General features: G+C 48.8%; 19 protein-coding genes. All 19 read left to right on the top strand.

Features of this window, described 5'->3' with window-relative positions; translation table 11 throughout:
• Window positions 1–76 precede the first annotated feature (76 nt).
• The 19 genes from AFL22_RS02095 (at window position 77) to gmd (ending at window position 25897) form a co-directional block, all read left to right on the top strand.
• Window positions 77–1213: an EpsG family protein gene (locus AFL22_RS02095; protein ID WP_010248137.1), complete on the top strand. Its 1137-nt coding sequence runs from the start codon at window positions 77–79 to the stop codon at window positions 1211–1213.
• A gap of 128 nt (window positions 1214–1341) precedes the next feature.
• Window positions 1342–2259, top strand: coding sequence for a glycosyltransferase family 2 protein (locus tag AFL22_RS02090; RefSeq protein WP_052270698.1), 918 nt, complete (start codon window positions 1342–1344; stop codon window positions 2257–2259).
• Window positions 2260–2328: 69 nt separating this feature from the next.
• On the top strand, window positions 2329–3081 hold the full coding sequence (locus AFL22_RS02085) for a glycosyltransferase family 2 protein (protein WP_010670978.1): 753 nt from the start codon (window positions 2329–2331) through the stop codon (window positions 3079–3081).
• Window positions 3082–3127: 46 nt separating this feature from the next.
• On the top strand, window positions 3128–4162 hold the full coding sequence (locus AFL22_RS02080) for a glycosyltransferase (RefSeq protein WP_010670977.1): 1035 nt from the start codon (window positions 3128–3130) through the stop codon (window positions 4160–4162).
• A gap of 82 nt (window positions 4163–4244) precedes the next feature.
• The gene (locus AFL22_RS02075) at window positions 4245–6461 is read left to right on the top strand and encodes a phage tailspike protein (protein WP_010248126.1); all 2217 of its coding nucleotides are present in this window, start codon (window positions 4245–4247) and stop codon (window positions 6459–6461) included.
• Between the two features lie 159 nt (window positions 6462–6620).
• Complete coding sequence (gene wcaK, locus AFL22_RS02070) at window positions 6621–7883, top strand: colanic acid biosynthesis pyruvyl transferase WcaK (protein ID WP_010248124.1); 1263 nt, start codon at window positions 6621–6623, stop codon at window positions 7881–7883.
• Window positions 7884–7887: 4 nt separating this feature from the next.
• Entirely contained in the window at window positions 7888–9111 is a 1224-nt protein-coding gene (locus AFL22_RS02065) for a glycosyltransferase (RefSeq protein WP_010248122.1), read from the top strand.
• Entirely contained in the window at window positions 9108–10448 is a 1341-nt protein-coding gene (locus AFL22_RS02060; RefSeq protein ID WP_010248120.1) for a lipopolysaccharide biosynthesis protein, read from the top strand. Before AFL22_RS02065 ends, AFL22_RS02060 begins: the two co-directional genes overlap by 4 nt.
• 278 nt (window positions 10449–10726) lie before the next feature.
• Complete coding sequence (galF, locus tag AFL22_RS02055; protein WP_010248118.1) at window positions 10727–11629, top strand: UTP--glucose-1-phosphate uridylyltransferase GalF; 903 nt, start codon at window positions 10727–10729, stop codon at window positions 11627–11629.
• A gap of 42 nt (window positions 11630–11671) precedes the next feature.
• Window positions 11672–12685: a UDP-glucose 4-epimerase GalE gene (gene galE, locus AFL22_RS02050; protein WP_010670976.1), complete on the top strand. Its 1014-nt coding sequence runs from the start codon at window positions 11672–11674 to the stop codon at window positions 12683–12685.
• Window positions 12686–13277: 592 nt separating this feature from the next.
• On the top strand, window positions 13278–14693 hold the full coding sequence (locus AFL22_RS02045) for a mannose-1-phosphate guanylyltransferase/mannose-6-phosphate isomerase (RefSeq protein ID WP_052270684.1): 1416 nt from the start codon (window positions 13278–13280) through the stop codon (window positions 14691–14693).
• 14 nt (window positions 14694–14707) lie between these two features.
• On the top strand, window positions 14708–16087 hold the full coding sequence (gene cpsG, locus AFL22_RS02040; RefSeq protein WP_052270683.1) for a phosphomannomutase CpsG: 1380 nt from the start codon (window positions 14708–14710) through the stop codon (window positions 16085–16087).
• On the top strand, window positions 16088–16882 hold the full coding sequence (locus tag AFL22_RS02035; RefSeq protein WP_052270682.1) for an ABC transporter permease: 795 nt from the start codon (window positions 16088–16090) through the stop codon (window positions 16880–16882).
• Window positions 16879–18168 (top strand): ABC transporter ATP-binding protein, encoded by a 1290-nt coding sequence (locus AFL22_RS02030; RefSeq protein WP_052270681.1) that lies wholly within the window; start codon window positions 16879–16881, stop codon window positions 18166–18168. Before AFL22_RS02035 ends, AFL22_RS02030 begins: the two co-directional genes overlap by 4 nt.
• Complete coding sequence (locus AFL22_RS02025) at window positions 18165–19679, top strand: methyltransferase domain-containing protein (RefSeq protein WP_052270680.1); 1515 nt, start codon at window positions 18165–18167, stop codon at window positions 19677–19679. Before AFL22_RS02030 ends, AFL22_RS02025 begins: the two co-directional genes overlap by 4 nt.
• A gap of 72 nt (window positions 19680–19751) precedes the next feature.
• Window positions 19752–22727: a glycosyltransferase gene (locus AFL22_RS02015; RefSeq protein WP_082239098.1), complete on the top strand. Its 2976-nt coding sequence runs from the start codon at window positions 19752–19754 to the stop codon at window positions 22725–22727.
• Entirely contained in the window at window positions 22727–23626 is a 900-nt protein-coding gene (locus tag AFL22_RS02010; protein ID WP_082239097.1) for a GDP-mannose 4,6-dehydratase, read from the top strand. The genes AFL22_RS02015 and AFL22_RS02010 overlap by 1 nt, the downstream gene beginning before the upstream one ends.
• Before the next feature lie 15 nt (window positions 23627–23641).
• Window positions 23642–24820, top strand: coding sequence for an acyltransferase (locus tag AFL22_RS02005; RefSeq protein WP_082239095.1), 1179 nt, complete (start codon window positions 23642–23644; stop codon window positions 24818–24820).
• 42 nt (window positions 24821–24862) lie between these two features.
• The gene (gene gmd, locus AFL22_RS02000; RefSeq protein WP_052270675.1) at window positions 24863–25897 is read left to right on the top strand and encodes a GDP-mannose 4,6-dehydratase; all 1035 of its coding nucleotides are present in this window, start codon (window positions 24863–24865) and stop codon (window positions 25895–25897) included.
• Window positions 25898–25922 lie beyond the last annotated feature (25 nt).

Genomic DNA, 25922 nt, shown 5'->3' with positions numbered 1-25922 from the left:
TCGCTGTAAAGCCAGTCGGGAAGGCGAAGCGTGATTATTGCTGGCATGAGAACTTGTGGAATTAAGGAATCACACCATGGCTCCATATTGGTATGTATCAGGCTTTTTACTGCTGCTTTCGCTGTTTGAAATAGCGCTAAAAAAAGACGAACGCACAAATTATATTCTGACCTGGCTACTCTGTTTTGCCGCCGTGACTTTGATTATTTTCGGGGGAATACGCGGTCTTGGTACCGGCATGGATGACTTTCAGTACCGGAGCTTCTTCGAAGACTTTGTAAGACGTATTGAGATTAATGGCTTCTTTAATACCGTTGCGTTTTTCCGTTACGAACCGCTGATTTTTGCGATGGCCTGGCTCACCAGCCTGTTTTCGCACAATGCCAGCATCTTCCTGTTTGTCTTCTGCGCCATTGCCGTTTCCATCAATACCTGGTTTTTCAGGAAGATGTCTCCGTATCCGGTGCTGGCGCTGGTGCTCTATTCGGCGCACATCTTTATCAACAAAGACATTAACCAGATTCGCTTTGGCCTGAGTTCTGCGCTGTTCCTTGGCGTTCTCTGGTCGATCTATCTCAAGCGCTACTGGTGGGCATTTGCCTTCTTTATTCTGTCGTTCACGAGCCATAACACCGGTGTCATGGTGGTGACGCTTGTGCCGTTCCTGTTTATCCGGGACTGGCGCTGGTGGCCGGTCATTATCATCGTTGCCAGTCTGCCGCTATCGGTTGTGGGTGGCTCGGGCTTTATTGCCCTGATTGCCGGTCATCTGGGATCGCTGGGAGAGAGGGCATCGGGCTATAACAATGACCCCTCCTATGCAATGGGTGGCAGCATCCTGGCCGTATCGAACCTGAAAAACATCATGCTGGTGTTCGTCTTCTTCTATTTCATGCTGACCGATAAGCTGAAGCGCGAGAATTACGCCCAGTATCGCCTTAACTATCTGCTGATTTTAAGTTTTGCCATCGGCGGGGCGATCAGGATCTTCCTGTACAACTTCCCATCAGGTTCGCGCCTGTCCAACTATCTGCAGCAGGTTGAGCCGATCATCCTGACCTCGCTGATTTATCAGGCAAGGCGATCCTGGAAGCCAGCGCTGTATGCCATGCTGGTGTTCTTCCTGCTCTATTACCTCTACTACAACACCATTTCAACCAAACAGGCCGTTACCGGTTATGAAGTGGCGCGGGAGTTTTGGCTGATCCACTAATCAATCTGACGACCGCCTCTGGATGACGAGTTTCACCCAGGGGCGGTCGTCGGTCAGAACACAGGTTTTTCATCGACCGTTGTCGAATGAACTGTTTATTTTTGAACTACTTTAATGAGGTGCTGGCAATGAAGGACATTCGTTTCTCCATCGTAATTCCGGCTTATAACGCGTCAGAATCGATTGTCACGACGCTGGATTGCGTTAAAGCACAAACGTATCGCAATTTCGAAGTCATCATCGTTGATGATAAATCTGCGGATGCCGCCGCGCTGGCGGATGTGGTGCGCAGCGAACGCTACCGGGATCTCGATATCAATCTGGTGCTCTCTGAGGTCAAACTCAACGGAGCCGGTGCGCGTAACAAAGGCATTGAGCTGGCGACCGGTGACTACGTCAGCTTCCTTGACGCCGATGATGAGTGGGCGGCGGACAAACTGCAGCAGGTGAGCGAAAAAATTGCTCAGCTGGACGCGCAGGGCAAAAAGAATTTCGTCATTTTCAGCCAGGTGAATATCTATCAGGATGGCACGTTCCTGAAAGTGATGCCGATGCAGCCGCCAGGCAAAAATGAAACGGTCGCGGAGTATCTGTTCGGCTGCTACGGCTTTATCCAGACCAGCACCATTGTGCTGAAGCGGGAAGACGCGGCGAAAATTCAGTTCGATACCCGCTACATCCGTCATCAGGACTACGATTTCTGCATACGTGCCGACCGCATGGGCTATGACTTTGTGATGATCGCCGCGCCGCTGGCGAACTACCATCTGGTCACTAAGTTTGGCTCGAAACACAAAGGCGAATCGGTGAACTACTCGATGTTCTGGCTCGATAGCATGAAGCCGCATCTGACCCCGCGTGACATCCACACCTACAAAGCTTTTAAGCTGCCGCTGCGCTACAAGATGGATGGTAAGTCGCTGATGGCGAGCCTGAGCTTTGCGCGCTACTTCTTCCTCACCAACAAAGACAACCGTGCTTACTTTATGAACCGGGTAAAAGACAAGGTCAAAGCACGTTTAGGCGGTGAGAAAGCGATCTCCTGACGCGCGCCGCGCCTCGCTCTGCTCCTGATGCCAGGAGCGACTCTTTTTACGATCAATTCAGGGTTGAAGATGAATACTTCTGTTGGAACCGTTGGCATTGTCATGCCTATGTATAATGCACGTCAGACGGTGTTACGCGCGGTGCAATCGGTTATCAATCAGCACTATACCGACTGGCATCTCTATCTGGTCAACGATAAATCGACCGATGACTCGCTGGAATTTGTGCGTGAGCATTGTCAGGATCCGCGCATTACTATTCTGGATAACGCGGTCAACATGGGCGCAGCAGAGACCCGAAATGTCGGGCTGCGCGCGGCCACTGAAGAGATTATCGCCTTTCTCGACAGCGACGATGAGTGGCATGCGGATAAGCTGACCCAGCAGGTCGCTGCCATCGCGGCCGGTGATGATTTTGTGATTACCGAATATCACTATAAAACCCGCAAGGCTGAGCACGACATTACCTACGGCAAACCTTACCTGCAGCAGGAAAACTTTGTGAAGAAGCAGTATCGCGTCTGCTTCTCCTCCGTCTGTTTCCGCCGTCCGCCGCAGGGGCTTTTCTTCCAGCGCAAAGGCCACGAAGATTTCCTGTTTTTGTATGAATTATTCACCCGCTATAAGCAGGCACGCGTAATTCAGACGATTCTGGTCAACTATTACGAATTAGGCGATTCCCTTTCCCGTAATAAGAACAAAGCGGCCCAGTGGCACCTTGAATTATTAAGAATTATCTATAAAAACAATCCTTTAAAAATCTATTACTATTACGCCTGGTATATGGTGAATGGTGTGCTGTTTACCCTTAAGCATCGTTAAGCCTGTCGGCAGGATTGTCTTTAAAATTTGAGGTGGATAGCGTTTCATGAAAAAAATTGTCCTGGTGATCAAAGATGCTTATTCGTATGCGGGCACCGAGAACATCTGTAACTTCATGTCAGAGTGTCTTGGCGAGACCCATGAAGTCACCATCTACTCGCTGGAAGGCAGTGGAAAAACCTTTTACCCGTTTGAGCACGTCAAACAGATCGTCAGCTTTGAAGGGCAGAGCAATCCGATCAAAAGCGCGGTTGCCCGGATTCACGAAGAGGGTTTCGATACCGTCTTCCTGATCAGCATGGGTCGCCTGAGCGTGATGTTCGCTTTCTGGAATCTGCTGGCGATGAAGAAGAAGCGGGGCAAAGCCTACGCCTGCGAACACATCGCCATTAACTCCTTCAGCAAACCGATTAAGTTCCTCAAGTTTCTGCTGCTGCGCTACTACGACCGCGTGATTGTTCTGACCGACAAAGATCATCAGGTGTTCAGCCGCTGGCGCATTCCCAGCAAGCAAATCCCCAACCCGGTGGTTTACAAAGACTATCAGCGCCAGACCCGTCATCGCCAGGCGCTGGCCGTAGGCCGTCTGGATAACCAGAAGGGCTTTGACCTGATGCTGGATATCTGGCGCGACTTCGCCCGCAGCCATCCTGACTGGACGCTGGTGATTGCCGGTGACGGTGAACTGCGTCAGCAACTGCATGACCAGGCGGCGGTGCTGGGCATCACCGACAGCGTGAAGTTTGTCGGTAAGGTCAGCAATATCAACGACTACTATCGCGACAGCGATATGGCGCTGATGACCTCGCGCTATGAAGGATTGCCACTGGTGCTGCTGGAAGCAAAATCCTGGTCACTGCCGGTAGTGGCATATGACTGCCCGACCGGTCCACAGGAGATCATCAATCACGGGGAAGATGGTTTCCTGGTTCCGATGAACGACAAAGCCACGTTTCTGGCCCGAATGGAGCAGCTCGCCAGCGATGACGCGCTGTTCTATGCCATGAGCGAAAAAACGAAACAGACCGCGCTGAAATTCGACGGTAATCAGATTAAGCAAAGCTGGCTGTCACTGGTTTAACCGGAGCTGGAAAAGCTCACTTGCGACGTGCCTCAGGGACACCGCCATGGCCAATGGCCTTATTGACTACGGGAATTGATGCATGAAAAGAAGAGAAGTTTTACAGACCGCCGCCTCCGCTCTGGTGGGGGCTCTCTCCGTGAGCACCTTTTCCAGCTACGCTGCAAAAAGTAACGGTATCGCCCTGAAGCCGGTCGATGCCACTGACGTGCCTAAAGGCGACGTGCCAATTCTGACCCCGGAAAATGTCTACGCCATGCCGCCGCAGTTCTGGCAGGGCTTTGAAGGCAAACTCTGGATTGGTAAAGCGGGTGCAGATGCCAGCAAACCGGGCAACCAGATCCCGGTCTTCCTGCGTGATGCCAGCGGCAAAGTGTCGGAGATTGCTCAGCCTATCGCGCTGAACAAAGGTAACTTTGCCCAGTTTATTCAGGACAATGCTGCGCTGATTGCCAATCCGTCGCATTCGATGGCAGTCGAGGACAGCAGCGGTCAGACGCTGTTCAACATCGCGGATGTCAGCCGTCCGGGCGCTGCAGATTTCAGCCAGCGTCTGGCACAGCCAGCGGGTTATCAGCTGATTGGTGAGATCCCGTCCGTAGCGGAGTTACGCAAAACCCGTCCGCTGTTTGAAGGGGCCAAGGTTAAGCTGAAAAGCTGGCATGAAGGACGGGAAGTCGGCGGCGGCGAGTTTGTCGGCAGCTTCCAGCCCGCTCAGAATGATGGCGGCGTAAACTTTGCCGGTGAGGGCTTTTCCTGGCGTCGCGTGGTAGACGATTTTAACCGCCTGACCCTGTTTGATTTCGGTGCGATTGCCGATGGCAAAACCGATACGGCACCCGCCATTATGGCGATGTTCCAGTGGTCACAGCAGGCAAACCAGCAGATCTGTGTCCAGTTCCCGGCCGGTACCTTCATGGTCTCAGCCTGTAACCTTGGCGATAAGTATCTCAACTTCTTCCGCATGTCCGGTGCGATGGTAAACTTCGGCTACTTCCCGGCGACCACGATTGTCTCGGATGGTAAGTCAGAGTTCGTCTTTGAGATGAATGCCCGTCGGGTTGAGCTTTCCAACCTGAACTTTAACGGCAACAGCGATAAAAGCCCCAACAAGCAGGGCTTTTTCCATAACAACTGCCCTGGCGGACAATATTTCCGTGGTGCCTGCCTGCGCTTTAACGCAGTTGGCGGCACCGCCATCAGCCTGCAGGATACCCTCGATTGTAAAATCGACCAGTGGTACGCCTCACGCTGCAGCGGCGATGTGATCAAATCGGGCTGGTCAGGTCAGAAGCAGGGCAAATGGGACCACAGCACCGCGATTGAGCTGTCGAACTTTAATGCGCAGTACTGTCGTGGTGGCAAAGTCCTCAATCTGCCGCGCTGCGGCCAGTCGATTATCCATAACGGCTGGATTGAGCACTGTGATAACCCGGGCGATCTCTCCAACGGTCAGTGGATTGTCGATGCGCTGAGCCTGGAGGATTGTAAGAATCCGCTGATCGCGCATAACACGCGCCTGAATATGCGCCAGACCAGCCTGCAGTCGGGCAGCTGGATCGACAACTCCATGCAGGGCGACCGTCTGCTCAGCATCTGGGAGATGGGATCGACCCGTGTGGAGTCCTATGGCGTAGCGCTCGATGGCAGCCTGAAGTACAACTACATCACCTCGCGCTGGCGTTTAGAGAACAACACGAATCAGGAAACCTGGTTTGATCTCGGCAGTCTCTACTCCCCGACCGTGGGTGATTCGTGGGAGATCGAAATTTTTGGTCAGTCGCAGTTCAGTAACGGCAGTGGCGATAAGCCGCTGATGGACCTGATCGGTGACAAGACCACCGGTGGCCGCGCGATGATCCACGTACAGCGCAAAAAAGATCGCTCTGAAGCGAGCTGGTCGGCCGAAGGCAGCAGCCCGATTGTCGATGTGCGCTATGTGGCTGAGCATGACACCGATGTCCGCATCTTCGTCAAACTGGCGGGCTGGACGCCGTCGGTGGCCGTGCTGGTGAAAACCACCGGTAAAGATCGCTTTGTCACCGGTCGCTGTGCGCGCGTTAACGCGAAGATGGAGAAGGGCAATCCTCCGGCGGGCGACGCGACTAAACGCGCGCCGCAGCGCTTCAGCCTGCACAACGGCAAAGCGGGCGTGGGCGCTAATGAGCAGGGCGACCTGCTGATGGCTTCCCGTCCGCTCTCCGCCGATCAGGTCGATACCAGCAAGCCGGAAGGCTTTGTTTCCGTCGTGATCAACGGCAAACAGGTCGCACTGCCTTACTTCGCAATCAAGTCGTAATCCCTTGCATCACGGCCGCCACAATGGAGGCGGCCGGTTTTAACAGGAGCACTACCTTTGGGTGCGTTATCCCGTAAAGCATTACTTTAAATAGAGTTCATTTTGCCCATTGCGGATCTGGGCGGCTTACAGAATTAAAAAAATTCATTCGGAGTTGTTATGAAAATTTTATTGGTGGGTAACCATACGTGTGGAAATCGCGGGGATGGCGCGATTCTTCGTGGACTGATTGATTCAATGAAGTCTGCACGCAGTGATTTAGAAATTGATGTGATAAGCCGTTATCCAACCAGCTCCGGTTATCTGCTTCAGCAGGATATTAAGCAGGATGCGCTGTATCTGCACAACAGCAAATCAGGTAAAGGTCTGGTCGGTTCGTTCAAGCGTAAAGTCGCGAACCGCCTGATGCCTGATATCATGATGGCGCATCTGGGCAAGGGCGGGATCTTTAAGTCGTTCGCTGTACCCCCGCACCTGAAGGCGTTTACTGACAGTCTGGCAAAATATGATGCGATTATTCAGGTTGGCGGATCGTTCTTCGTTGACCTCTATGGTGTGACCCAGTTTGACCATGCCCTCTGTGCACTGATGGCGAAAAAACCGATCTACCTGATCGGTCACTCGGTGGGGCCGTTCCAGAACCCGCGCGTCAATGCGCTGGCAAACTTTGTCTTTGATCGGGTCGACAGCCTGGTGCTGCGTGAATCGGTCAGTCTTGACCTGATGAAGCGCGATGGCGTGACCAGTTCTAAAGTCGCGTCTGGCGTTGATACCGCTTTCCTGGTGCGGGCACGCGAAGTCGAAAATCCGAGCCATAACCTGCTCTACTGGCAGGGCATTATCGATGGACGTAAAACCATCGCGATCACCGTGCGTGAACTGGCACCGTTTGATAAACGTCTGGGTGTGACGCAGAAAGAGTATGAAGCGGCATTTGGCCGGGTGATCAATGCCATGATTGCTGAAGGCTATCAGGTTGTGGCGTTCTCAACCTGTACCGGCATCGACAGCTATGCCAAAGATGACCGCATGGTTGCACTGACCCTGCGTGACCACGTGACGCAGCCTGAACATTACCATGTCATTATGGATGAGTTTAATGACCTGGAACTGGGCATCCTGCTGAATCATTGTCATCTGACCATTGGTACCCGCCTGCACTCGGCGATTATCTCCATGAACTTTGGCACCCCGGCTGTGGCGATCAACTACGAGCACAAGTCGATGGGTGTGATGAACCAGCTTGGTCTGCCGCAGATGGCAACCGATGTGAAAAGCCTGATGGATGGCTCGCTAATCGACAAGGTGAAAACTGTGCTTGCCGATTACGACAACATCAAGCTCAAGGTCGACACGGCCGTTGCGAATGAAAGGGAAATTGGCAACCGGATCACTGAAGAGATTCTCAAAGTATTAGGGTAATGTGATGAAACTGACTTTTTTCACCATGCGTTTCCCGGTTGCCTCTGAGACATTCGTATTAAATCAGGTAACCCACTTTATTGATGCCGGTTACGAGGTGGAGATTATTTCAGTCTTTCCCGGCGATTTAGTGAACCGGCATGCCGCTTTTGATGAGTATGGTCTGGCGGCGAAGACGCATTATCTGCTGCCGGAAGAGAAGATCTCGATTGTCGATAAGCTGAACCAGCGCATCAAGCTGGTGCTGCCAAAAGTGACGAAGCCGTCGCTGCTGCGTTCGCTGAATGTGCGCCGTTATGGCGCACAGTCCAGCAAACTGCTGCTGCCGTCGATTGTGGCGAATGCAAAGCAGACCTTCACCGCAGATGTGTTCCTGGTGCATTTCGGCTATGCCGGTGCCCTGGCGAACAAGCTGCGTGAGCTGGGCGTGCTCAAGGGTAAACAGGCGACCGTGTTTCACGGCGCCGATATTTCCCGTCGTCACATTCTGGAAGAGCACAAACTCGACTATGTGAATCTGTTCCGCCAGAGTGAGCTGATGCTGCCTATCAGCAATCTGTGGAAGAACAAGCTGATTGAGATGGGCTGCCCGCCGGAAAAAATTCATGTTACGCGTATGGGCATTGAGCCGGAAAAGTTTAACTTCCAGCCGCGCCAGGCGTTTCAGACGCCGCTGCGTATCGTTTCGGTGGCACGTCTGACCGAGAAGAAAGGGCTGGATGTGGCGGTCAAAGCCAGCGCCATCCTGAAGCAGCGTGGCGGTCAGTTTCAGTACACCATTATCGGTAACGGCGATCAGGATGAGATGATGCGTGATTTCATCGCCCGCGAGGGGATGGAAGATTGCGTCAGCATGCCGGGCTTTAAACCGCAGGAGGAGATCCGTCGCGCGCTGAGTGAGGCTGACATCTTCCTGCTGCCCTCCAAAACCGCCGCAGATGGCGATATGGAAGGTATTCCGGTTGCACTGATGGAGGCGATGGCGGTCGGCCTGCCGGTGGTCTCAACCTTCCACAGCGGCATTCCGGAGCTGATCGAAAACAACGTTTCTGGCTGGCTGGTGGAAGAGGACGATCCTGAGGCGCTGGCGGAGACGCTGCTGAAGCTCTCTCAGGGTGAAGTGGATGTGGCGCCCGTGGTTGCGGCCGCCCGTCACAAAGTTGAGACTGAATTTAATCAGCATATCGCCTACGGCGAACTGGCACAGATTCTGGAGCGACTGGTGTGAGTGGATTTAAGTCACAGGCGATTTGGCTGTTCGGCAGCACCTGCTTTTCTGCGGTGCTGCAGGTTGCACAGCTAAGCTTTCTCGCCCGCAAACTGGAAACCCACGAGCTGGGTCTGTTAGCCATCATCAACGCCATCCTGGCGGTGGCGGGTGTGCTGCAGGATATGGGGATGAGCAGTTATCTGGTGCATCGCCAGAACATTACCCGTCGTGAGCAGAGCACTATCTACTGGGTGAACGTCTCACTCAGCTTGTGTACTGGCCTGATCATGCTGCTGATCGCCTTCCCGGTCTCCTGGTTCTATCATCTGCCGGAGCTGGTGGGTCTGATCATGCTGACCAGCCTCAACTTCCTGGTGCTGGGGCATCTGTCGCAGTATCAGGCGCACTACATCAAAACCAAGCGGATGGTTTCGCTGGCAAAGATTGAGATGGGCACCAAGCTGTTTGCCTTCCTCTGTGTGGTGGCGATGCTGGAGTTCACCTCGCTCACCGTAGCAGCGGCGATTCTCGGTCTGTTTATCAACGCCTTTACCCGCATCCTCTGCATGATTGCGCTGGGTGAGAAGTCGTGGCGTCCGACCTGGGAGTTCGATAAAGCGACCTTTATCGGAGCGATTCGCTACGGCAGTTATCAGCTCGGCTCGCAGACCATTAACCAGCTGCGAACCCAGGCCGATGCACTGGTAGTGGGTAAAGTGATGGGTGCCGAGATGCTGGGTGTTTACTCGCTGGCGAAAGAGCTGGTGCTGCAACCGCTGAAGCTGGTGACGCCGGTGATTAACCGTCTGGCACTGCCGCGCTTTGCAGAGAAGCAGCACGATGCCGAGCAGTTGAAGAAGCTGTTCCTCAAAGGCACGCTGGGGATCATGCTGTTCAGCAGCGCGATGTACCTGGTGATTGGCATCTTCTCGCCGGTTATCGTTCGTGTGCTCTACGGCGCATCCCACGAGCAGGTCTATCATCTGATTCCGCTGATGCTGCTGTTTGGTATGCTGCGGCCGATGGGCGGACTGACCGGGGCAATTTCCCAGGCCAACGGACGGACCAACGTTGAGTTCTACTGGAACATCGTGGCGAGTATTGTGGTTCTGGCGGTGCTGGCAACCACCTTTATCTGGCCGAACGTGCTCTATGTGGCGCTGACGCTTTCCATCTCGCAGATTCTGATCTCGGCACTGGCTCATCCATTCTTTATCAAGCCGGTGATTGGCATTCGGTTTATCCCTTATGCCCGACAGTGGGTGGCGGTGTCGGTGGTATTTGTCGGCATAATGTTGCTGGTGAATCACTTTAATCTGTTTGTGATGCCAGAGTGGTTTGAAGGCTGGTTGTAATCACAATTACGTTATATCAACGGGCGGCCTCAGGGTCGCCCGTTTTCATTTATGGCTGGTCTCAGCCGCGCGGCGACCAGGGGTGGAAATAACAGAGGCGATATTCGATTACTGATTGTCTTTATTCAGTTTATGCCGTTGCTGGCAATGGGCAAAATGCCGAATTTCCAAGTTATGACAGAGAGTTACTGTCCGATTTTCAGATAAAGATTATACTTGCTCTTCCGGCCGATCCTGCATAATCGACCCACATCTTCATTTTATTAAACGGAATAAATATGACCAAGCTTAAAGCAGTAATCCCGGTTGCGGGCCTCGGTATGCATATGCTCCCTGCGACTAAAGCCATTCCGAAAGAGATGCTGCCTGTCGTCGACAAACCGATGATCCAGTACATCATTGACGAGTGTGTTGCCGCGGGTATTAAAGAGATTGTGCTGGTCACGCATGCATCGAAAAATGCCGTAGAAAACCACTTTGACACTACCTATGAGCTCGAAGCGCTGCTGGAAGCGCGCGTGAAGCGTCAGCTGCTGAGCGAAGTGCAGTCTATCTGCCCGCCAGGCGTGACTATCATGAACGTGCGCCAGGCGCAGCCGCTGGGTCTGGGCCACTCGATTCTCTGTGCCCGTCCGATGATCGGTGATAATCCGTTCGTGGTCGTGCTGCCTGACGTGCTGCTGGATGATTCTACCGCTGACCACATGCGTTATAACCTTGCGGCGATGGTTGCCCGTTTTGAAGAGACCGGCCACAGCCAGGTCCTGGCGCAGCATATGCCCGCGTCCAATCTCACTGAGTACTCGGTAATCACCACTGCTGAGCCGATTGATCACCCTGGCGACATCAGCACCATTACCGATTTCGTTGAGAAGCCTGAAGATACCGCCGGACTGAACTCTGACCTGGCTGCGGTAGGCCGCTATGTCCTCTCTGCTGATATCTGGGCCGAACTGGAGCGCACTGAGCCAGGCGCGTGGGGCCGTATCCAGCTGACCGATGCGATTGCCAGCCTGAGCAAACATAAAACCGTTGATGTTTCGCTGCTGACCGGTCACAGTTTTGACTGCGGTCGTAAGCTCGGTTACATGCAGGCGTTTGTCTCTTACGGCCTGCGCAGCAACGCGCAGGGTCGCGATTTCCGCGAAGCTATCCAGACCATCCTCGCAAAACAACAGTAATTTATTTGCCGCGTCCTGCGCGGCAGATTGAAAGGAGCTCACATGGCAATTTTAGTCACGGGCGGAGCAGGGTATATCGGCTCCCATACGGTACTGGCGCTGTTGCAGCGTGGTGATGATGTTGTGGTTCTGGATAACCTCTGCAATGCCTCACGCGAAGCGATTAACCGCGTTGAGAAACTGGCAGGTAAAAAAGCGACCTTCGTTGAAGGTGATATCCGTGATCGCGCCTGTCTGCGTGACCTGTTTGCATCCAACAGCATTTCAGCCGTAATCCACTTCGCTGCGCTTAAAGCCGTCGGTGAATCTACGCGTATGCCGCTGGAGTACTACGAGAACAACGTCGCGGGCACCGTGGTGCTGCTGGAAGAGATGCGTGATGCCGGCGTCTGGAACTTTATCTTCAGCTCATCAGCAACCGTTTATGGCGCAGATGCCCCGGTTCCTTACGTTGAGACCACGCCGATTGGCGGCACCACCAGTCCATACGGCACCTCTAAGCTGATGACCGAATTCGTGATGCGCGACTTCGCCAAAGCTGAGCCGAAGTTCAAGGCGATTGCGCTGCGTTACTTCAATCCGGTTGGCGCGCATGAGTCAGGCGAAATCGGTGAAGATCCGGCGGGCATCCCAAACAACCTGCTGCCGTACATTGCACAGGTCGCGATTGGCCGTCTGGAGAAGCTGGGCGTGTTTGGCGGTGATTACGATACGCCAGACGGTACCTGTCTGCGTGACTACATCCATGTCGTTGACCTGGCGGAAGGGCACCTGAAAGCGCTGGATTATCTGAGCAAAGTTGAGGGCTACACCGCCTTTAACCTGGGTGGCGGCAAAGGCTTCTCGGTGCTGGAGATGATCAAAGCGTTTGAGAAGGCATCCGGCAAGGCAATCCCGTTTGAGATCAAGCCACGTCGCGATGGCGACCTGCCTGCGTTCTGGGCCGATGCGTCACTGGCTAACACCACGCTCGACTGGCGCGTGACGCGCGGCATCGATGAGATGATGCGCGATACGTGGAACTGGCAGAGCAAGAACCCGGATGGGTTCAGGTAGTCTGCGATGAAATTCAAAAAACCCGGCTCAGGCCGGGTTTTTTTGTGCCTGCGTTAAGAGAAATTGCATATTTCTGCTCACTCTCCTCACCTCAATGCCAGATTGTGACTGACTGATGACTCAATACGGAATTATCCTGGTCTGGCTTCTGTAGCGTTTAATCACAATAGCGGCTAATCCGACTGTGTGAAGAGGCGCAAAGCGCGATTCCTCATACGCTACTATGCTGTTTTGCCAGTGATTACATTTACTCATGCAGGATGAGATCAATGTTTAGTCACTCTTAAGTTTTGTCAGTGGCAATGAAAGATTAGGCATATTATTTTTGCCGCACAAAATGTACTATTTGGTGTTATCCCGGAACCCGTATGCGATTGAATAAAATATAATCAGCGCATCGACAAGCTAACCTGTGAAGGTAAGATTCCTATCACACAGCGCATCGACAAGCTAACCTGTGAAGGTAAGATTCCTATCACACAGCGCATTGGTTGCTGCAAGCCAGGGGCGGTAGCGTGGCTGTTTATTCATAATGAATAAAAATTGACCCGCTTATATGCATAGCATGTTTAAATTTGTTAGAGGATGTGGAATGTTACTTCCCGTAATCATGGCCGGAGGAACCGGCAGCCGCTTATGGCCCCTTTCCCGCGAACTTTACCCAAAACAGTTCATCTGTCTGCACGGTGAGCACTCCATGCTGCAGGAGACGGTTAATCGTCTGAGCGGCGTCGAAGCGCGCGCACCGATGGTCATCTGTAACGAGGAGCATCGTTTCCTGGTTGCCGAGCAGTTGCGACAAATTAACAAGCTGTCCCATAACATCATTCTCGAACCGGTAGGGCGTAACACTGCTCCGGCCATCGCGCTGGCTGCGCTGAACGCCGTAGAGCAGGGTGATGATCCGGTTCTGCTGGTGCTGGCCGCCGATCACGTAATTGAAGACCGTGCTGCGTTTCATCAGGCTATCAAAGTCGCCACCGCATATGCAAAACAGGGCAAGCTGGTGACTTTTGGTATTGTGCCAACCGGTCCGGAAACCGGCTATGGCTACATTCAGCGTGGCGAAGCACTGCCAGGCGCAGAAAGCGGCCCTTATCAGGTTCAGCGCTTTGTTGAAAAACCGAATCAGAGCACCGCTGAGCAGTATCTTGAGTCCGGTGAATACTACTGGAACAGTGGCATGTTCATGTTCCGGGCTAAACGCTATCTGCAGGAACTGGAGAAATTTCGTCCGGATATTCTGGAAGCCTGCCGTCGCGCCATGGCTAACGTGAAAGAAGGGAATGATTTCATCAGTATTGATAAAGATGATTTTATCGCCTGTCCTGACGAGTCAGTGGATTACGCAGTAATGGAACAGACCGATGCCGCAGTGGTCGTCCCGCTTGCAGCCGGATGGAGTGATGTCGGTTCATGGTCTGCACTGTGGGAAGTAAACGACAAAGACGCTCACGGCAACTCCCTGAAGGGCGATACCTTCCTGCACAACACCAAAAACTGCTATATCAACAGTGAAGATCAGCTGGTTGCCGCCATTGGCGTTGAAAACCTGGTCATTGTGAAAACCAAAGATGCTGTGCTGGTTGCACGTAAAGACCAGGTACAGGACGTTAAGCGAGTGGTTGAGTTCCTGAAAAGCGAGTGCCGCAGCGAATATCGCCGCCATCGTGAAACTTACTGGCCATGGGGACGTTGCGATCTGGTGGTCAATACTGGCCGCTTCAACGTTAACCGCATTACGGTTAAGCCGGGTGAAGCCTTTGAACTGCAGATGCACTATCACCGCACCGAACACTGGGTGATCCTCTCAGGGACGGCGAAAGTCACTATTCAGGATAAAACCCTGCTGCTGACAGAAAACCAGTCAACCTTTATTCCAATTGGTCACCCGCATACCTTAGAAAATCCGGGCAAAATTCCTCTGGAGCTTCTGGAAATCCAGTCGGGTTCTTACCTTGGTGATGACGACCTCATTTTGATTAAACAACAGTTTGCAAGTAAGTAAGGACAGACACGATCATGGCAGCACTGACCTGTTTTAAAGCTTATGACATCCGCGGCGAGTTAGGCACTGAACTGAATGAAGACATCGCTTACCGCATTGGCCGCGCCTATGGTGAATTTATCCGGCCAAAAACGATCGTGGTGGGCGGCGATGTCCGACTGACTAGCGAGTCGTTAAAGCTGGCACTGGCAAATGGACTGCGGGATGCGGGCACCGATGTGCTCGACATTGGTATGAGCGGAACAGAAGAGATCTATTTCGCCACGTTTCATTTAGGCATTGATGGCGGCATTGAAGTGACTGCCAGCCACAACCCGATGAACTACAACGGGATGAAACTGGTACGGGAAGGTGCTCGCCCGGTCAGTGGTGATACCGGTCTGCGTGACGTGCAGCGCCTGGCTGAAGCGAATGACTTTGCTCCGGTAGAAGAGAGTAAGCGCGGCAGCTTTAAACAGATTTCTGTGCTGGATGCCTATGTCGATCACCTGATGGGTTACATCGACCTGAGCAACTTCACTAAACCAATGAAGCTGGTGATCAACTCCGGTAACGGTGCAGCAGGTCATATCATTGATGAAATTGAAAAACGCTTTAAGCAGGCGAATGCGCCAGTAACGTTCATCAAAGTACATCATGAAGCTGACGGTAACTTCCCGAATGGTATTCCAAATCCGCTGCTGCCGGAGTGTCGCAAAGACACTTCTGATGCGGTGCGTGAGCATCAGGCCGATATGGGTATCGCCTTCGACGGTGACTTTGATCGCTGCTTCCTGTTTGATGAGAATGCAGAGTTTATTGAGGGTTACTACATCGTTGGGTTGTTAGCCGAAGCGTTCCTCAAGAAAGAGCCAGGAGCGAAAATCATTCACGATCCGCGTCTGACCTGGAACACCATTGATGTGGTGACCAAAGCGGGTGGTATTCCGGTGATGTCTAAAACCGGTCATGCGTTTATCAAAGAGCGCATGCGTGAAGAAGACGCGGTTTACGGTGGTGAGATGAGTGCGCACCACTATTTCCGTGACTTCGCTTACTGCGACAGCGGCATGATTCCATGGCTGCTGGTGGCAGAGTTGCTGGCAGTGAAAGGAGAGACGCTTTCCGGACTGGTTTCGGAAAGAATGAAGGCGTTTCCCTGCAGTGGTGAGATTAACTCAAAAATTAAAAATGCTGCCGCTAAGATTGAAAAAATCAAAGGTATCTATCAAAACCAACATGCTGTCACGGACATGACAGACGGCATTAGTTTTGAATTCGATCAATGGCGATTTAATCTGCGAAGCTCAAATACTGAACCGCTGGTACGCCTTAATGTTGAAGGTCGCCATGATACTGACTTAGTCATCTCTAATACTGAAGAAATTCTCAATATTCTTCGTGCGGAGGATTAAGTGCTTTCTCTATTAATGGCAATAATTCGCTACCGTGGCTTTATCAGCGGTGCGGTAAAAAGAGATTTTCAGGCACGCTACCGCACCAGTATGTTAGGCGCGGTCTGGCTGGTCATTCAGCCGCTGGCAATGATTACAGTTTATACACTGATCTTTGCTGAAGTCATGAAGTCAAAACTGCCTGGCGTTGCCGGGCAGTACTCATACAGCATTTATATCTGTTCAGGCCTATTGTTATGGGGTTTTTTTGCTGAGATCTGCGGTAAAGGATCCTCTCTTTTCATCGATAATGCTAACTTGTTGAAAAAGGTAAGTTTTCCCCGGATTACATTACCCGTGATTCTGGTTTTAACATCACTGATTAACTTTGCCATTATATTTGGCCTGTTTTTAATCTTTTTAGTGCTGATTGGTGACTTCAGATTTATGCAATTGCTGCTAATGGTGCCCGTTGTTTTAACAACTTTGGCCTTAGCCGCCGGATTAACGATGGTACTGGCTGTCCTGAACGTTTTTTTCCGCGATATCGGACAACTTTTTACGATTGTGTTGCAGTTCTGGTTCTGGTTTACCCCAATTGTCTATCCATTACAGATTATTCCTCAATGGGCAAGAGGCGTAGTGGAAATGAATCCGATGGCCATAACAGTCGGCAGTATGCATGATATTTTTGTTAATAATCAGGCACCCGAGTGGACCCCACTGCTGAATGTTTCACTGGTTGGTTTTTTATTGATGATACTGGGTTTATATCTTTTCAGACGTCATTCAGGAGATATGGTAGACGAATTATGAGTGATATCTTAACGCTACGGAATCTCGGTAAATCATATAAACAGTATCCCTCAAAGTTCTCCAGACTTATTGAATGGGTATTCCCTTTTTTGGGTATCAGGCATACCAAAAAATGGGTCATCAGAAATATCTCTTTTGACATTAAGAAAGGTGAAACAATTGGCATTGTCGGTGTAAATGGCGCTGGCAAAAGTACTTTATTGAAAATCATCACAGGCACGACTCAGCCGAGCGAAGGGGAAGTCGTCTGTAATGGTCGTATTGCGGCATTACTTGAACTGGGTATGGGCTTCCATCCGGATTTTACCGGCAGGCAGAATGTCTACATGGCTGGGCAACTGTTGGGCCTGAATACCGATACAATTTCGGCATTGATGAATGAAATACTCTCTTTTGCTGACATCGGTGAGTACGTGGATATGCCGACCCGAGTTTATTCCAGTGGTATGCAGGTGCGCCTGGCATTTAGTATTGCCACTGCAGTTCGACCAGACATCCTTATTGTTGACGAAGCGTTGTCGGTAGGGGATGTTGCTTTTCAGGCTAAATGTTTTAGACGCATTAATGATTTTAAAGAGCATGGCACCACAATTCTGTTCGTGACACATGCTCTTGACGATATTGTAAAACATTGCCATCGCGCCATCCTGCTGGATGCGGGAAGTATTGTTATGAGTGGTGAACCACGAGCTGTAGTAAATGAGTTTCGTGACCGCATGTTTGGAAAATCCAAAAAAATAGAGAGTAGCAGCAGTACGAATATTACTACTGCTGATGAATGGCAGTTATCGCGACAAGATATCTTCCACACTAAACCTCTCTATCAGAAGATTGAGCATCGCTGGGGAACTCGCGCTGCAGAAATTACTGATTTCATCATTAAAAGTAAAGATGAAACTTATCCTTCTACATTGAATGGCAGCGAAGAAATTGAGATTAAATTCCGTTGCGTATTTCACGAAGCGATTAAATCTCCTATTTTTGGCCTACTTTTGAAGACGCCTGATGGAATAAGTCTGTATGGTGCTAGTTCAAGGGAATTAATGCCCGATTCGATTAGCAGCGTAGACGCCGGTTCGGTGGTTGATTTTACCTTTAAGCTTAAAATGCATTTTAATACCGGACCAATTTTGCTTTCAATAGGACTGACTCACATTGATGAGTCGGGTAATGATGAGCCTCTTGATCGACGTTACGATGCGATAATGATCAATATCGATAATAAGAAAAAATTTATTGGTCTGGTAGATGCTGAAACCGAATGTGTAATAGAGGTAGAGAAATGAACTCCAGTATTCAAGATTTAGTGCATGCATTACCAGAATGTTATCAGCCGATTTATGGTCATCCAGAAATGGTTGTGAGTTCATCTCGTAATTGTAACGATCGATTAAGCAAAATTGAAAATATCTTTGTTCTTTTAAAAGAGCAATTAGGTCGCCCGCTGCGCTTACTCGATCTGGGCTGTGCTCAGGGTTTCTTTTCCTTTAACCTCGCTAAGCACTGTAGCAAAGTCACTGGTATTGATTTTCTCGATAAAAACATTGAACTGTGTAACGCGCTTCGCGATGAGCAAGAGTTAGAACACGTAACGTTCAGAGAAGATAAAATACAAAACGTTGTCGATGCATTAGAACATGATGAATATGATATTATCCTTGGCTTTAGTGTTTTTCATCATATTTGTGATGCAGATGGCTATTATCCAACCAAGGAAAAAATTAATAAATTAGCTAATATTGCACAGATCGTTCTGCTAGAACTGGCAGTGAAAGAGGAAGGTTTGTATTGGGGAAGAAATCTTCCAGACCAACCGCTGGATATTGTTGATGATATTGGCTACTTCGAAATCCTCGGTGAGTACCCAACTCACTTGTCTGATGTTAATCGTCCTCTTTTATTTGCCAGCAGTAAATTCTGGTATCTGAATAATGAGCTTGAAGCCATTATTTCGTGGATGAAGCAATCGCATGAGTTTGCAAGTGATGTGCATCAGGGTTCACGTCGGTACTATTTTTCAGAAACAAAGTTTTTAAAGCGTTATTCCCTGAAAGGCGCACTGTCTGAGCTTAATGCAAAAGATTATAAAAGCGAGATTTCATCTCTTCAGAAGCTAAGCACGCTGCGGATGTCATATCTCACGATACCTGAACTTCTTCATGACGAAATGGATGCTGATCGGGCAATTGTCCTGACATCGAAGATCATTGGTACACGACTGAGTGCATCTTTGGCTAAAAATGAAGCAATTGATGAGTTCAATGTTGTGAAGCAGTTAGTTATGGCACTGGCTGAGCTGGAATCTCATCAGCTATATCATAATGATGTACGAATCTGGAACATTTTGCAGCATGATGGGAAGTTTAATCTGATTGACTTTGGTGCCATCAGTTCCAAAAAGACAGATGTACTATGGCCCTATAACAACTTTTTGGGTTTCATTATATTAATTAATGAGCTCAATATTGGTAATAATTATCAATTGGTGCCTTCCCGCACGCCTATGTTTTCACCTTTCTGGGCGAAAACCCCTAAGCTTGCCAGTTTTCTTTCATTGATTTGGTCAACAGGACACAATGAGTGGAGCTACAAATTGTTTGTGGAGCTGCTCAAACGCAGTGAAACTCAGGATGCAGGAGAATTTAACGTAAATATTCCCGCTGAAAATGTTGCGCTATGGATGTTCACTACTGAGACGCTGATCAATGAATCAAGGACTCGTGAACTATCAGATGTTCTTGAAAAACAAAATGAAATTATGAACATGATTAATCGCATCTCTGAATCAACAAAATAAGAAAAGAGGGCTGATTCTCTGTTTTTAGCCTGGATGCTGAATAGATAATGAATATTTTTGTAGGATTGTAAAATGAAAAATAATTTCTGGTTTGATTTAACAACTTCTATGCAGTGGACCGGTGGAGTCGTGGGTATCGTCCGTGCTGAGCTTGAAGTTGGTGCAGCGCTGGCAAGATTATATCCAAATGTTAAATTTAGTATGTTTGATCATGGAAAATTCGTTGAAATTAACCGCAATGACATCCCATGGATTTATACTGATTCAAACGTTGCTGATATTTATCTCAAAAATAGAAAGTATCAACCTGATAACGATAAAAGAGCAAATCAACCTGACGAATCAGAAAAGAAAGTGGATCTTTTTCTCAAGTCGCTTGAAAAAGAATTACCAAGCCGGGGGCGGCGTTTTCAGCACTCACTAGCTTTAGCGGTTGAACATTCACCGCCGAAACTTAAAATGCCGATGCGCGTTATTTCATGGCTGCCGGGTAAAGTTGTAGGTGGTTTAATTAATTATAATATCCTGCGCAATCGTAACAAAGTCGCGTATGCATCGTCGGGTGCTGAAGTTAAAGTCCAGAAGGATGCTGGTTTTACGCATCCATACGGTGAAGACGATATTATTTTGAGTGTGGGATGGTCTGACAGTGGAAAAGAGCAGTATTTCACTAAACTTAAAAACCAGAAGCCTAAAATCAAGATTGGCTATATGGTTTATGACACCATACTGGTGGGTGAAACTACTCATCATCTTTACCGGCAAGATTTAGAAGAGAATTTCAGAAAGTACTTTCACTGGATTTCTGAGAACTGCGATTTTATTGTCTATGGTGGTAACAGTCCTCAGAAGGACGGTATTGCCTATCAGAAGAAAAATGGATGGAATTCGCCTCCAAGTATATCTGTGCCCTACGGCGGAACAGATCCAGTTCGTATTAAAGATAGCTCACGTGATGCCGAAATTCTCGCACGCCTTGGTGTGGAGCGTGATTTCCTTATCACTGTTGGCACAATTGAGGTGCGTAAAAATCACGATGTGCTCTACAAGGCGATGGCGAGATTATCTGAATCAGGCTTCACTCCTTTGCCTCAGATAGTCTTTGTTGGTCGTCCGGGCTGGCGAACTGAAGATCTTATTGATTCTATTAAACGCGATCCGCGCATAGGTAATAACATTATTATTACAGCGCCAAGCGATGAAGAATTAGACGTTTTATACCGTAATTGCAAATTCACATTATTACCTTCTCTCTATGAGGGCTGGGCTTTACCGATGCCGGAAAGTTTTAGCTATGGTAAACCTTGCATTGCATCTGATATCGAACCATTGCACGAGATTGGTAAAGACTTTCCTAAGTTTGTTAAGCCTTTTGACGTCAATGCATGGGTTGAGGGAATTAAAGAGTATATATCTCATCCAACTGCCCTGGCGCAGGCTGAAGAGCGTATTCGTCAGGAATGGCATTCTACTACCTGGACAGAGTGTGGTCAGAATGTTTTAGCCGCGGTTGAAACGCTGAATGATCAGATTGGCGATAAATCAGAACAGCAAAATATCTGGTACGATCTGACGCTATCCTATGGCATGTGGAGAGGTGGCGTGACTGGTATCATCCGCACGGAACTAATCCTTGCTCATCATCTTTCAAAAATATTCCGTGGTTTACGTTTTTACGCTTTCCATGAAGATGCTTTTTTCGAAGTGCCGAAAGAAAAATTATTGTGGCTCTTTGATTCTGCGGATGTTACATCGCAGTATGCCGATTTCCAGCAATTCTGGGGAGAGGCAGAGCAGCAGGGGCGTGGGCACCGCTTGCCTTTCGATGAGATGATCCGAAATCCGCTGGTAACCACAGAAGTTAAGAGACAAGAAGTTAAAGCGGCACCGTCACCTTCTTTACTAAGCCATTATTCTAAGGCAGGTGCTTACTTCATTAGTGCTCTGCCCGGATCGTTAAGAAAAAAAGCGATATCTTATGCTGATAAAAAAGGGCTGATTCCGGCTACAGCTTCACCAGCAATGATAGCAACACAGGCTGAGTTGACCATTGAAGAAAGAAATGAAGCCATGATGAAGGCCGTGGCTCATAAAATTAAAGGGCAGGCTCTTGATCTCCCGTTCCGCAAAGATGACATTGTTTTCTCAGCGGGCATTAACTGGGATGAGCGTCCGCTCATCGAAATCATCAAAGCTAAGCAACAAATCGGGTTTATCTATTCGCAGATTATCTACGATATGACACCGCTTATTACGCCACAACTTCACGCACGTGAAGCCTTTGACTGGTATAACCGTTTTTACTATCTCGCTTCTTTGGCAAGCAACACCATCATGTACGGTGGTGAAACGGCGAAACGTGACGGTCAGGCGTGGCAGCGTCGTTTTGGCTGGCCGGTGACCAACGGTATTGCGATCAAATTTGGCTCTGACATTGCGCCGGCACAGGATCATTCACAGGATGAAGAGATCCTTAAACGCCTGGGAATAACGGGTAATTATATGCTCTCTGTGGGAACACTGGAGATACGTAAAAACCACGAAGTTATCTACAAAGCTTACCTGGAGTTATTGAAAGATCCAGATTGTGAACTACCACAGATGGTATTCGTGGGTGGCCCGGGCTGGAAAGCGAAAGATCTATTTGAAATCATTCAGCGTGACAGTCGTGTCAGAGGTAAAATTCTGATGCTGAGAACGTCCGACCAGGAACTTGATGTTCTTTATCGTAACTGCTTATTTACCCTGCTTCCTAGTCTGTATGAAGGCTGGAGCTTAACTCTGCCTGAGAGTCTGGGGTATGGTAAATTTTGTCTGACTTCTGCAGTTGACCCATTAATGGAAACCGGCAGAGACCTGGTCGACTATGTTGATCCGTGGGACGTAACAGGCTGGGCAGAAAAAATGCAGCATTATATTCAACACCCTGCAGAGGTGAAGAATTTTGAAAAACGCATTCAGGAAGAGTGGGACACCATAACCTGGCAAAACTGTGCCAATAATGTGTATCAAAACCTTCTCGGTTTAAAAGCGGCAAAAGGAGAATAATGATGGAAAAACAACGTGTGTTGGTAACCGGAGGATCAGGTTTTATCGGCCGTTATCTTATGAGCGAACTGAGAGGCCGTGGTGCTACCGTACTGGGCACTTGTGTCGGACCTGCACCCAGTGAAGACTTTGTGTCAGTGACTCTTTTTGACCGTAAAAAACTAACGGAAATTATCGAAGAGTTTCAGCCAACCTGGATTGTTCATTTGGCCGCTATCGCTCTGGTGACTCATGGAAATGTAGAGCAAATATATGCCGTAAATGTTCTGGGATCAGAAAATCTTATTAACGCAGTCGTTGATGCTCAGATTAAGTCACCGACAATGTTATTAGCCAGTACCGCAGGTGTCTACGGTAATCAGGAAGATGAGTATCTTTCTGAATCATTACCTTATAATCCTAGTAATCATTATTCCTATAGCAAAATGATTATGGAAATGTTGACGCGGAGCTACAATGACAAGCTGAAAATCCACATTGTCCGTCCTTTTAATGTTATCGGAACAGGGCAGGCTGAGTCATTCCTGGTGCCTAAAATTGTTAAACATTTCCGTGAGAAAAAAGAACTGTTGCAGTTAGGGAATATTGACTCTGTTCGCGACTACGTTGAGGCGAAAGGTTGCGCCGCAATGATTTCGCAGCTTATTTCACAGGAGCATCGTGATCCTTTCACACTTAACCTTTGTACTGGTCGGGGTTGGACCGGCCACGACGTACTGGATACTTTGGCTGAAATCAGTGGTTTCCGTCCACGCGTAGAGATCGTTAACAACTATGTACGGAGTAATGAAGTCTGGCGTCTGGTCGGCAATCCGGACCAGCTTCATAAATACCTGGGTCATACGCCTAATCTTCTCGATTTGAAACAAATATTAACGTCGATGTATAACGCGAATTAAGTTGAGTGTGACAGGATGCGGCGAGAACTTTTTTATGTTTTTTTGGTTGTTATTTTGTATATCATCGACTGCCTGTATGTTTCATCGATGGCGCGTCGGGTTGGTGTTGAATCAAAAGAGAATCCCGGATTTTCATATTCGTTAGAGGTATTAAGGGGTATTGCCGCATTCCTTGTTTTTGGCGCTCATTCAACCATGTATTTTGGCTATGCCAAAGCTCAGGTCATTGCTGCTGCAATGGGGGAGATAGGTGTACTGCTCTTTTTTATGCTCACCGGCCACCTATTTTGGGGACAGATAAGAGCGGGTGCTTTCAAGGCTGACACTTTTTTCTACAAGCGCGCGTGCCGCCTGGTTCCCGCTATGTTCGTCATGATCACTGGTGTCATGTTTCTGGACTGGGCAACAGCGGGCTTTGTATTACCAAATAAAGAACAGTTGCTGGCATTAATCCGCAATTATGGCTTTGGATTTGGCACGGTTATAAATAGCATTGGCAATGTCAACGATGTTTTCCATAAAGATATGTACCTGCGCATTAACAACATCTGGACGTTGCGCTGGGAATGGCTTTTCTATTTTGTATTGCCACTGGTTGCTACACTTAAGCGATTTGTATGGGTGACGCTGTTTTCAGTCTTCATTATCATACTTTTCATGCAGCCTTTCCAGATAATGACAGGAACTACAGACATTGTCTTTATTATGGCTTTTTGGCTCGGTGCCTTGTGTGTTGAAATAGAAAGGCTCAGAACTGGGGTGCTTAAAGCTATCTTTACCCGCGGAGCAGGATATATAGTCCTGCTGGCAGGCGTCATATTGACATTCAGCTATTTATTCCAGGTGCCTTTAACTCAAAAGAATGTCCGGGTACCGGTATTGATTGTGACAGTCTTCCCGGTATTTCTTTTCTTCGTAATTAATAAATATCACTTCAATAAATTTATTAGCTGGAGTCCAGCTCAGTTGATGGGTAAAATTAGTTATTCGTTTTACCTTTGGCATCTGAGTGTTAATTTTTATGTAATCACGTTGGCAAATAAAATCATCAAAAATCCGCAGGCGCTTTTAAGTTTTGGCTCAATCTGTGCGGTGATGATGTTTATCGGATTAACTATATCCATATTTTCTTTCAAATATGTCGAAGAGTACTTCCTGAAGAAGTCTCACCGAAAAGTCATCCAACAGGGATGATTAATTATAAGCAATTAGCTTAGCAATTGTTGAGGTCATAGCATGAAAACTGCAGTAGTAACTGGTATCACAGGTCAGGACGGCGCTTACTTAGCTGAGCTTTTACTTGAAAAAGGGTACAAAGTATTCGGTACTTACCGTCGTACCAGTTCTGTAAATTTTTGGCGTATTGAAGAGTTAGGTATTGCGAAACACCAGAATTTACATCTTGTTGAATACGATCTTACCGATCTTGCAGCGAGTATTCGCTTGCTCAAAGACACTGATGCTTCAGAAGTCTACAACCTAGCTGCCCAAAGCTTTGTTGGCGTATCTTTTGACCAGCCGGTCACCACCGCTGAGATTACCGGTATTGGACCGTTGAATCTGCTTGAAGCCATTCGTATTGTTAATCCTAAAATTCGTTTTTACCAGGCTTCTACTTCAGAAATGTTTGGTAAAGTGCAGGCAATCCCACAGATTGAGAGCACGCCATTTTATCCACGCAGTCCCTATGGTGTGGCTAAACTCTATGCGCACTGGATTACCGTTAACTATCGCGAAAGCTATGATATTTTTGCGTCCAGCGGCATTCTCTTCAACCATGAATCTCCACTGCGTGGCCGCGAATTCGTAACCCGTAAAATTACAGACACCGTTGCAAAAATTAAGTTAGGCTTAACTGACGTATTAGAATTAGGCAATCTTGATGCTAAACGCGATTGGGGCTTTGCGAAAGAATACGTTGAAGGTATGTGGCGCATGTTGCAGGCAGACAAGCCAGAAACCTATGTATTAGCGACTAATCGAACTGAAACGGTCCGTGATTTCGTTACTATGGCGTTTAAAGCAGCTGGCATCAATATTGTGTTTTCTGGTAAAGATGAAGGTGAAATTGGTAAAGATGCTGACACAGGTAATGTACTGGTCAAGATCAATCCAAAATTCTATCGTCCTGCTGAAGTTGAGTTGTTGATTGGTAATCCTGAAAAAGCTTATGCAGAGTTAGGATGGAAACCTGAAACATCGCTTGAAAAACTTTGTGAAATGATGGTAGAAGCAGATCTACGTCGCAATAAAGCTGGTTTCTCTTTCTGATATAAAATTTAGCCCCGCAAGGGGC

This window comes from Pantoea sp. CFSAN033090, from assembly GCF_001264395.1.
GTDB lineage: Bacteria > Pseudomonadota > Gammaproteobacteria > Enterobacterales > Enterobacteriaceae > Pantoea > Pantoea agglomerans.
The sequence above is the reverse complement of the archived record's forward strand: the minus strand, read 5'-3'. Positions and strand labels throughout refer to the sequence as shown.

Coding starts and splice junctions, on each gene's coding strand:
- AFL22_RS02095 (WP_010248137.1), top strand. CDS start 77: ATGGCTCCATATTGGTATGTATCAGGCTTTTTACTGCTGCTTTCGCTG.
- AFL22_RS02090 (WP_052270698.1), top strand. CDS start 1,342: ATGAAGGACATTCGTTTCTCCATCGTAATTCCGGCTTATAACGCGTCA.
- AFL22_RS02085 (WP_010670978.1), top strand. CDS start 2,329: ATGAATACTTCTGTTGGAACCGTTGGCATTGTCATGCCTATGTATAAT.
- AFL22_RS02080 (WP_010670977.1), top strand. CDS start 3,128: ATGAAAAAAATTGTCCTGGTGATCAAAGATGCTTATTCGTATGCGGGC.
- AFL22_RS02075 (WP_010248126.1), top strand. CDS start 4,245: ATGAAAAGAAGAGAAGTTTTACAGACCGCCGCCTCCGCTCTGGTGGGG.
- wcaK (WP_010248124.1), top strand. CDS start 6,621: ATGAAAATTTTATTGGTGGGTAACCATACGTGTGGAAATCGCGGGGAT.
- AFL22_RS02065 (WP_010248122.1), top strand. CDS start 7,888: ATGAAACTGACTTTTTTCACCATGCGTTTCCCGGTTGCCTCTGAGACA.
- galF (WP_010248118.1), top strand. CDS start 10,727: ATGACCAAGCTTAAAGCAGTAATCCCGGTTGCGGGCCTCGGTATGCAT.
- galE (WP_010670976.1), top strand. CDS start 11,672: ATGGCAATTTTAGTCACGGGCGGAGCAGGGTATATCGGCTCCCATACG.
- AFL22_RS02045 (WP_052270684.1), top strand. CDS start 13,278: ATGTTACTTCCCGTAATCATGGCCGGAGGAACCGGCAGCCGCTTATGG.
- cpsG (WP_052270683.1), top strand. CDS start 14,708: ATGGCAGCACTGACCTGTTTTAAAGCTTATGACATCCGCGGCGAGTTA.
- AFL22_RS02030 (WP_052270681.1), top strand. CDS start 16,879: ATGAGTGATATCTTAACGCTACGGAATCTCGGTAAATCATATAAACAG.
- AFL22_RS02025 (WP_052270680.1), top strand. CDS start 18,165: ATGAACTCCAGTATTCAAGATTTAGTGCATGCATTACCAGAATGTTAT.
- AFL22_RS02015 (WP_082239098.1), top strand. CDS start 19,752: ATGAAAAATAATTTCTGGTTTGATTTAACAACTTCTATGCAGTGGACC.
- AFL22_RS02010 (WP_082239097.1), top strand. CDS start 22,727: ATGATGGAAAAACAACGTGTGTTGGTAACCGGAGGATCAGGTTTTATC.
- AFL22_RS02005 (WP_082239095.1), top strand. CDS start 23,642: ATGCGGCGAGAACTTTTTTATGTTTTTTTGGTTGTTATTTTGTATATC.
- gmd (WP_052270675.1), top strand. CDS start 24,863: ATGAAAACTGCAGTAGTAACTGGTATCACAGGTCAGGACGGCGCTTAC.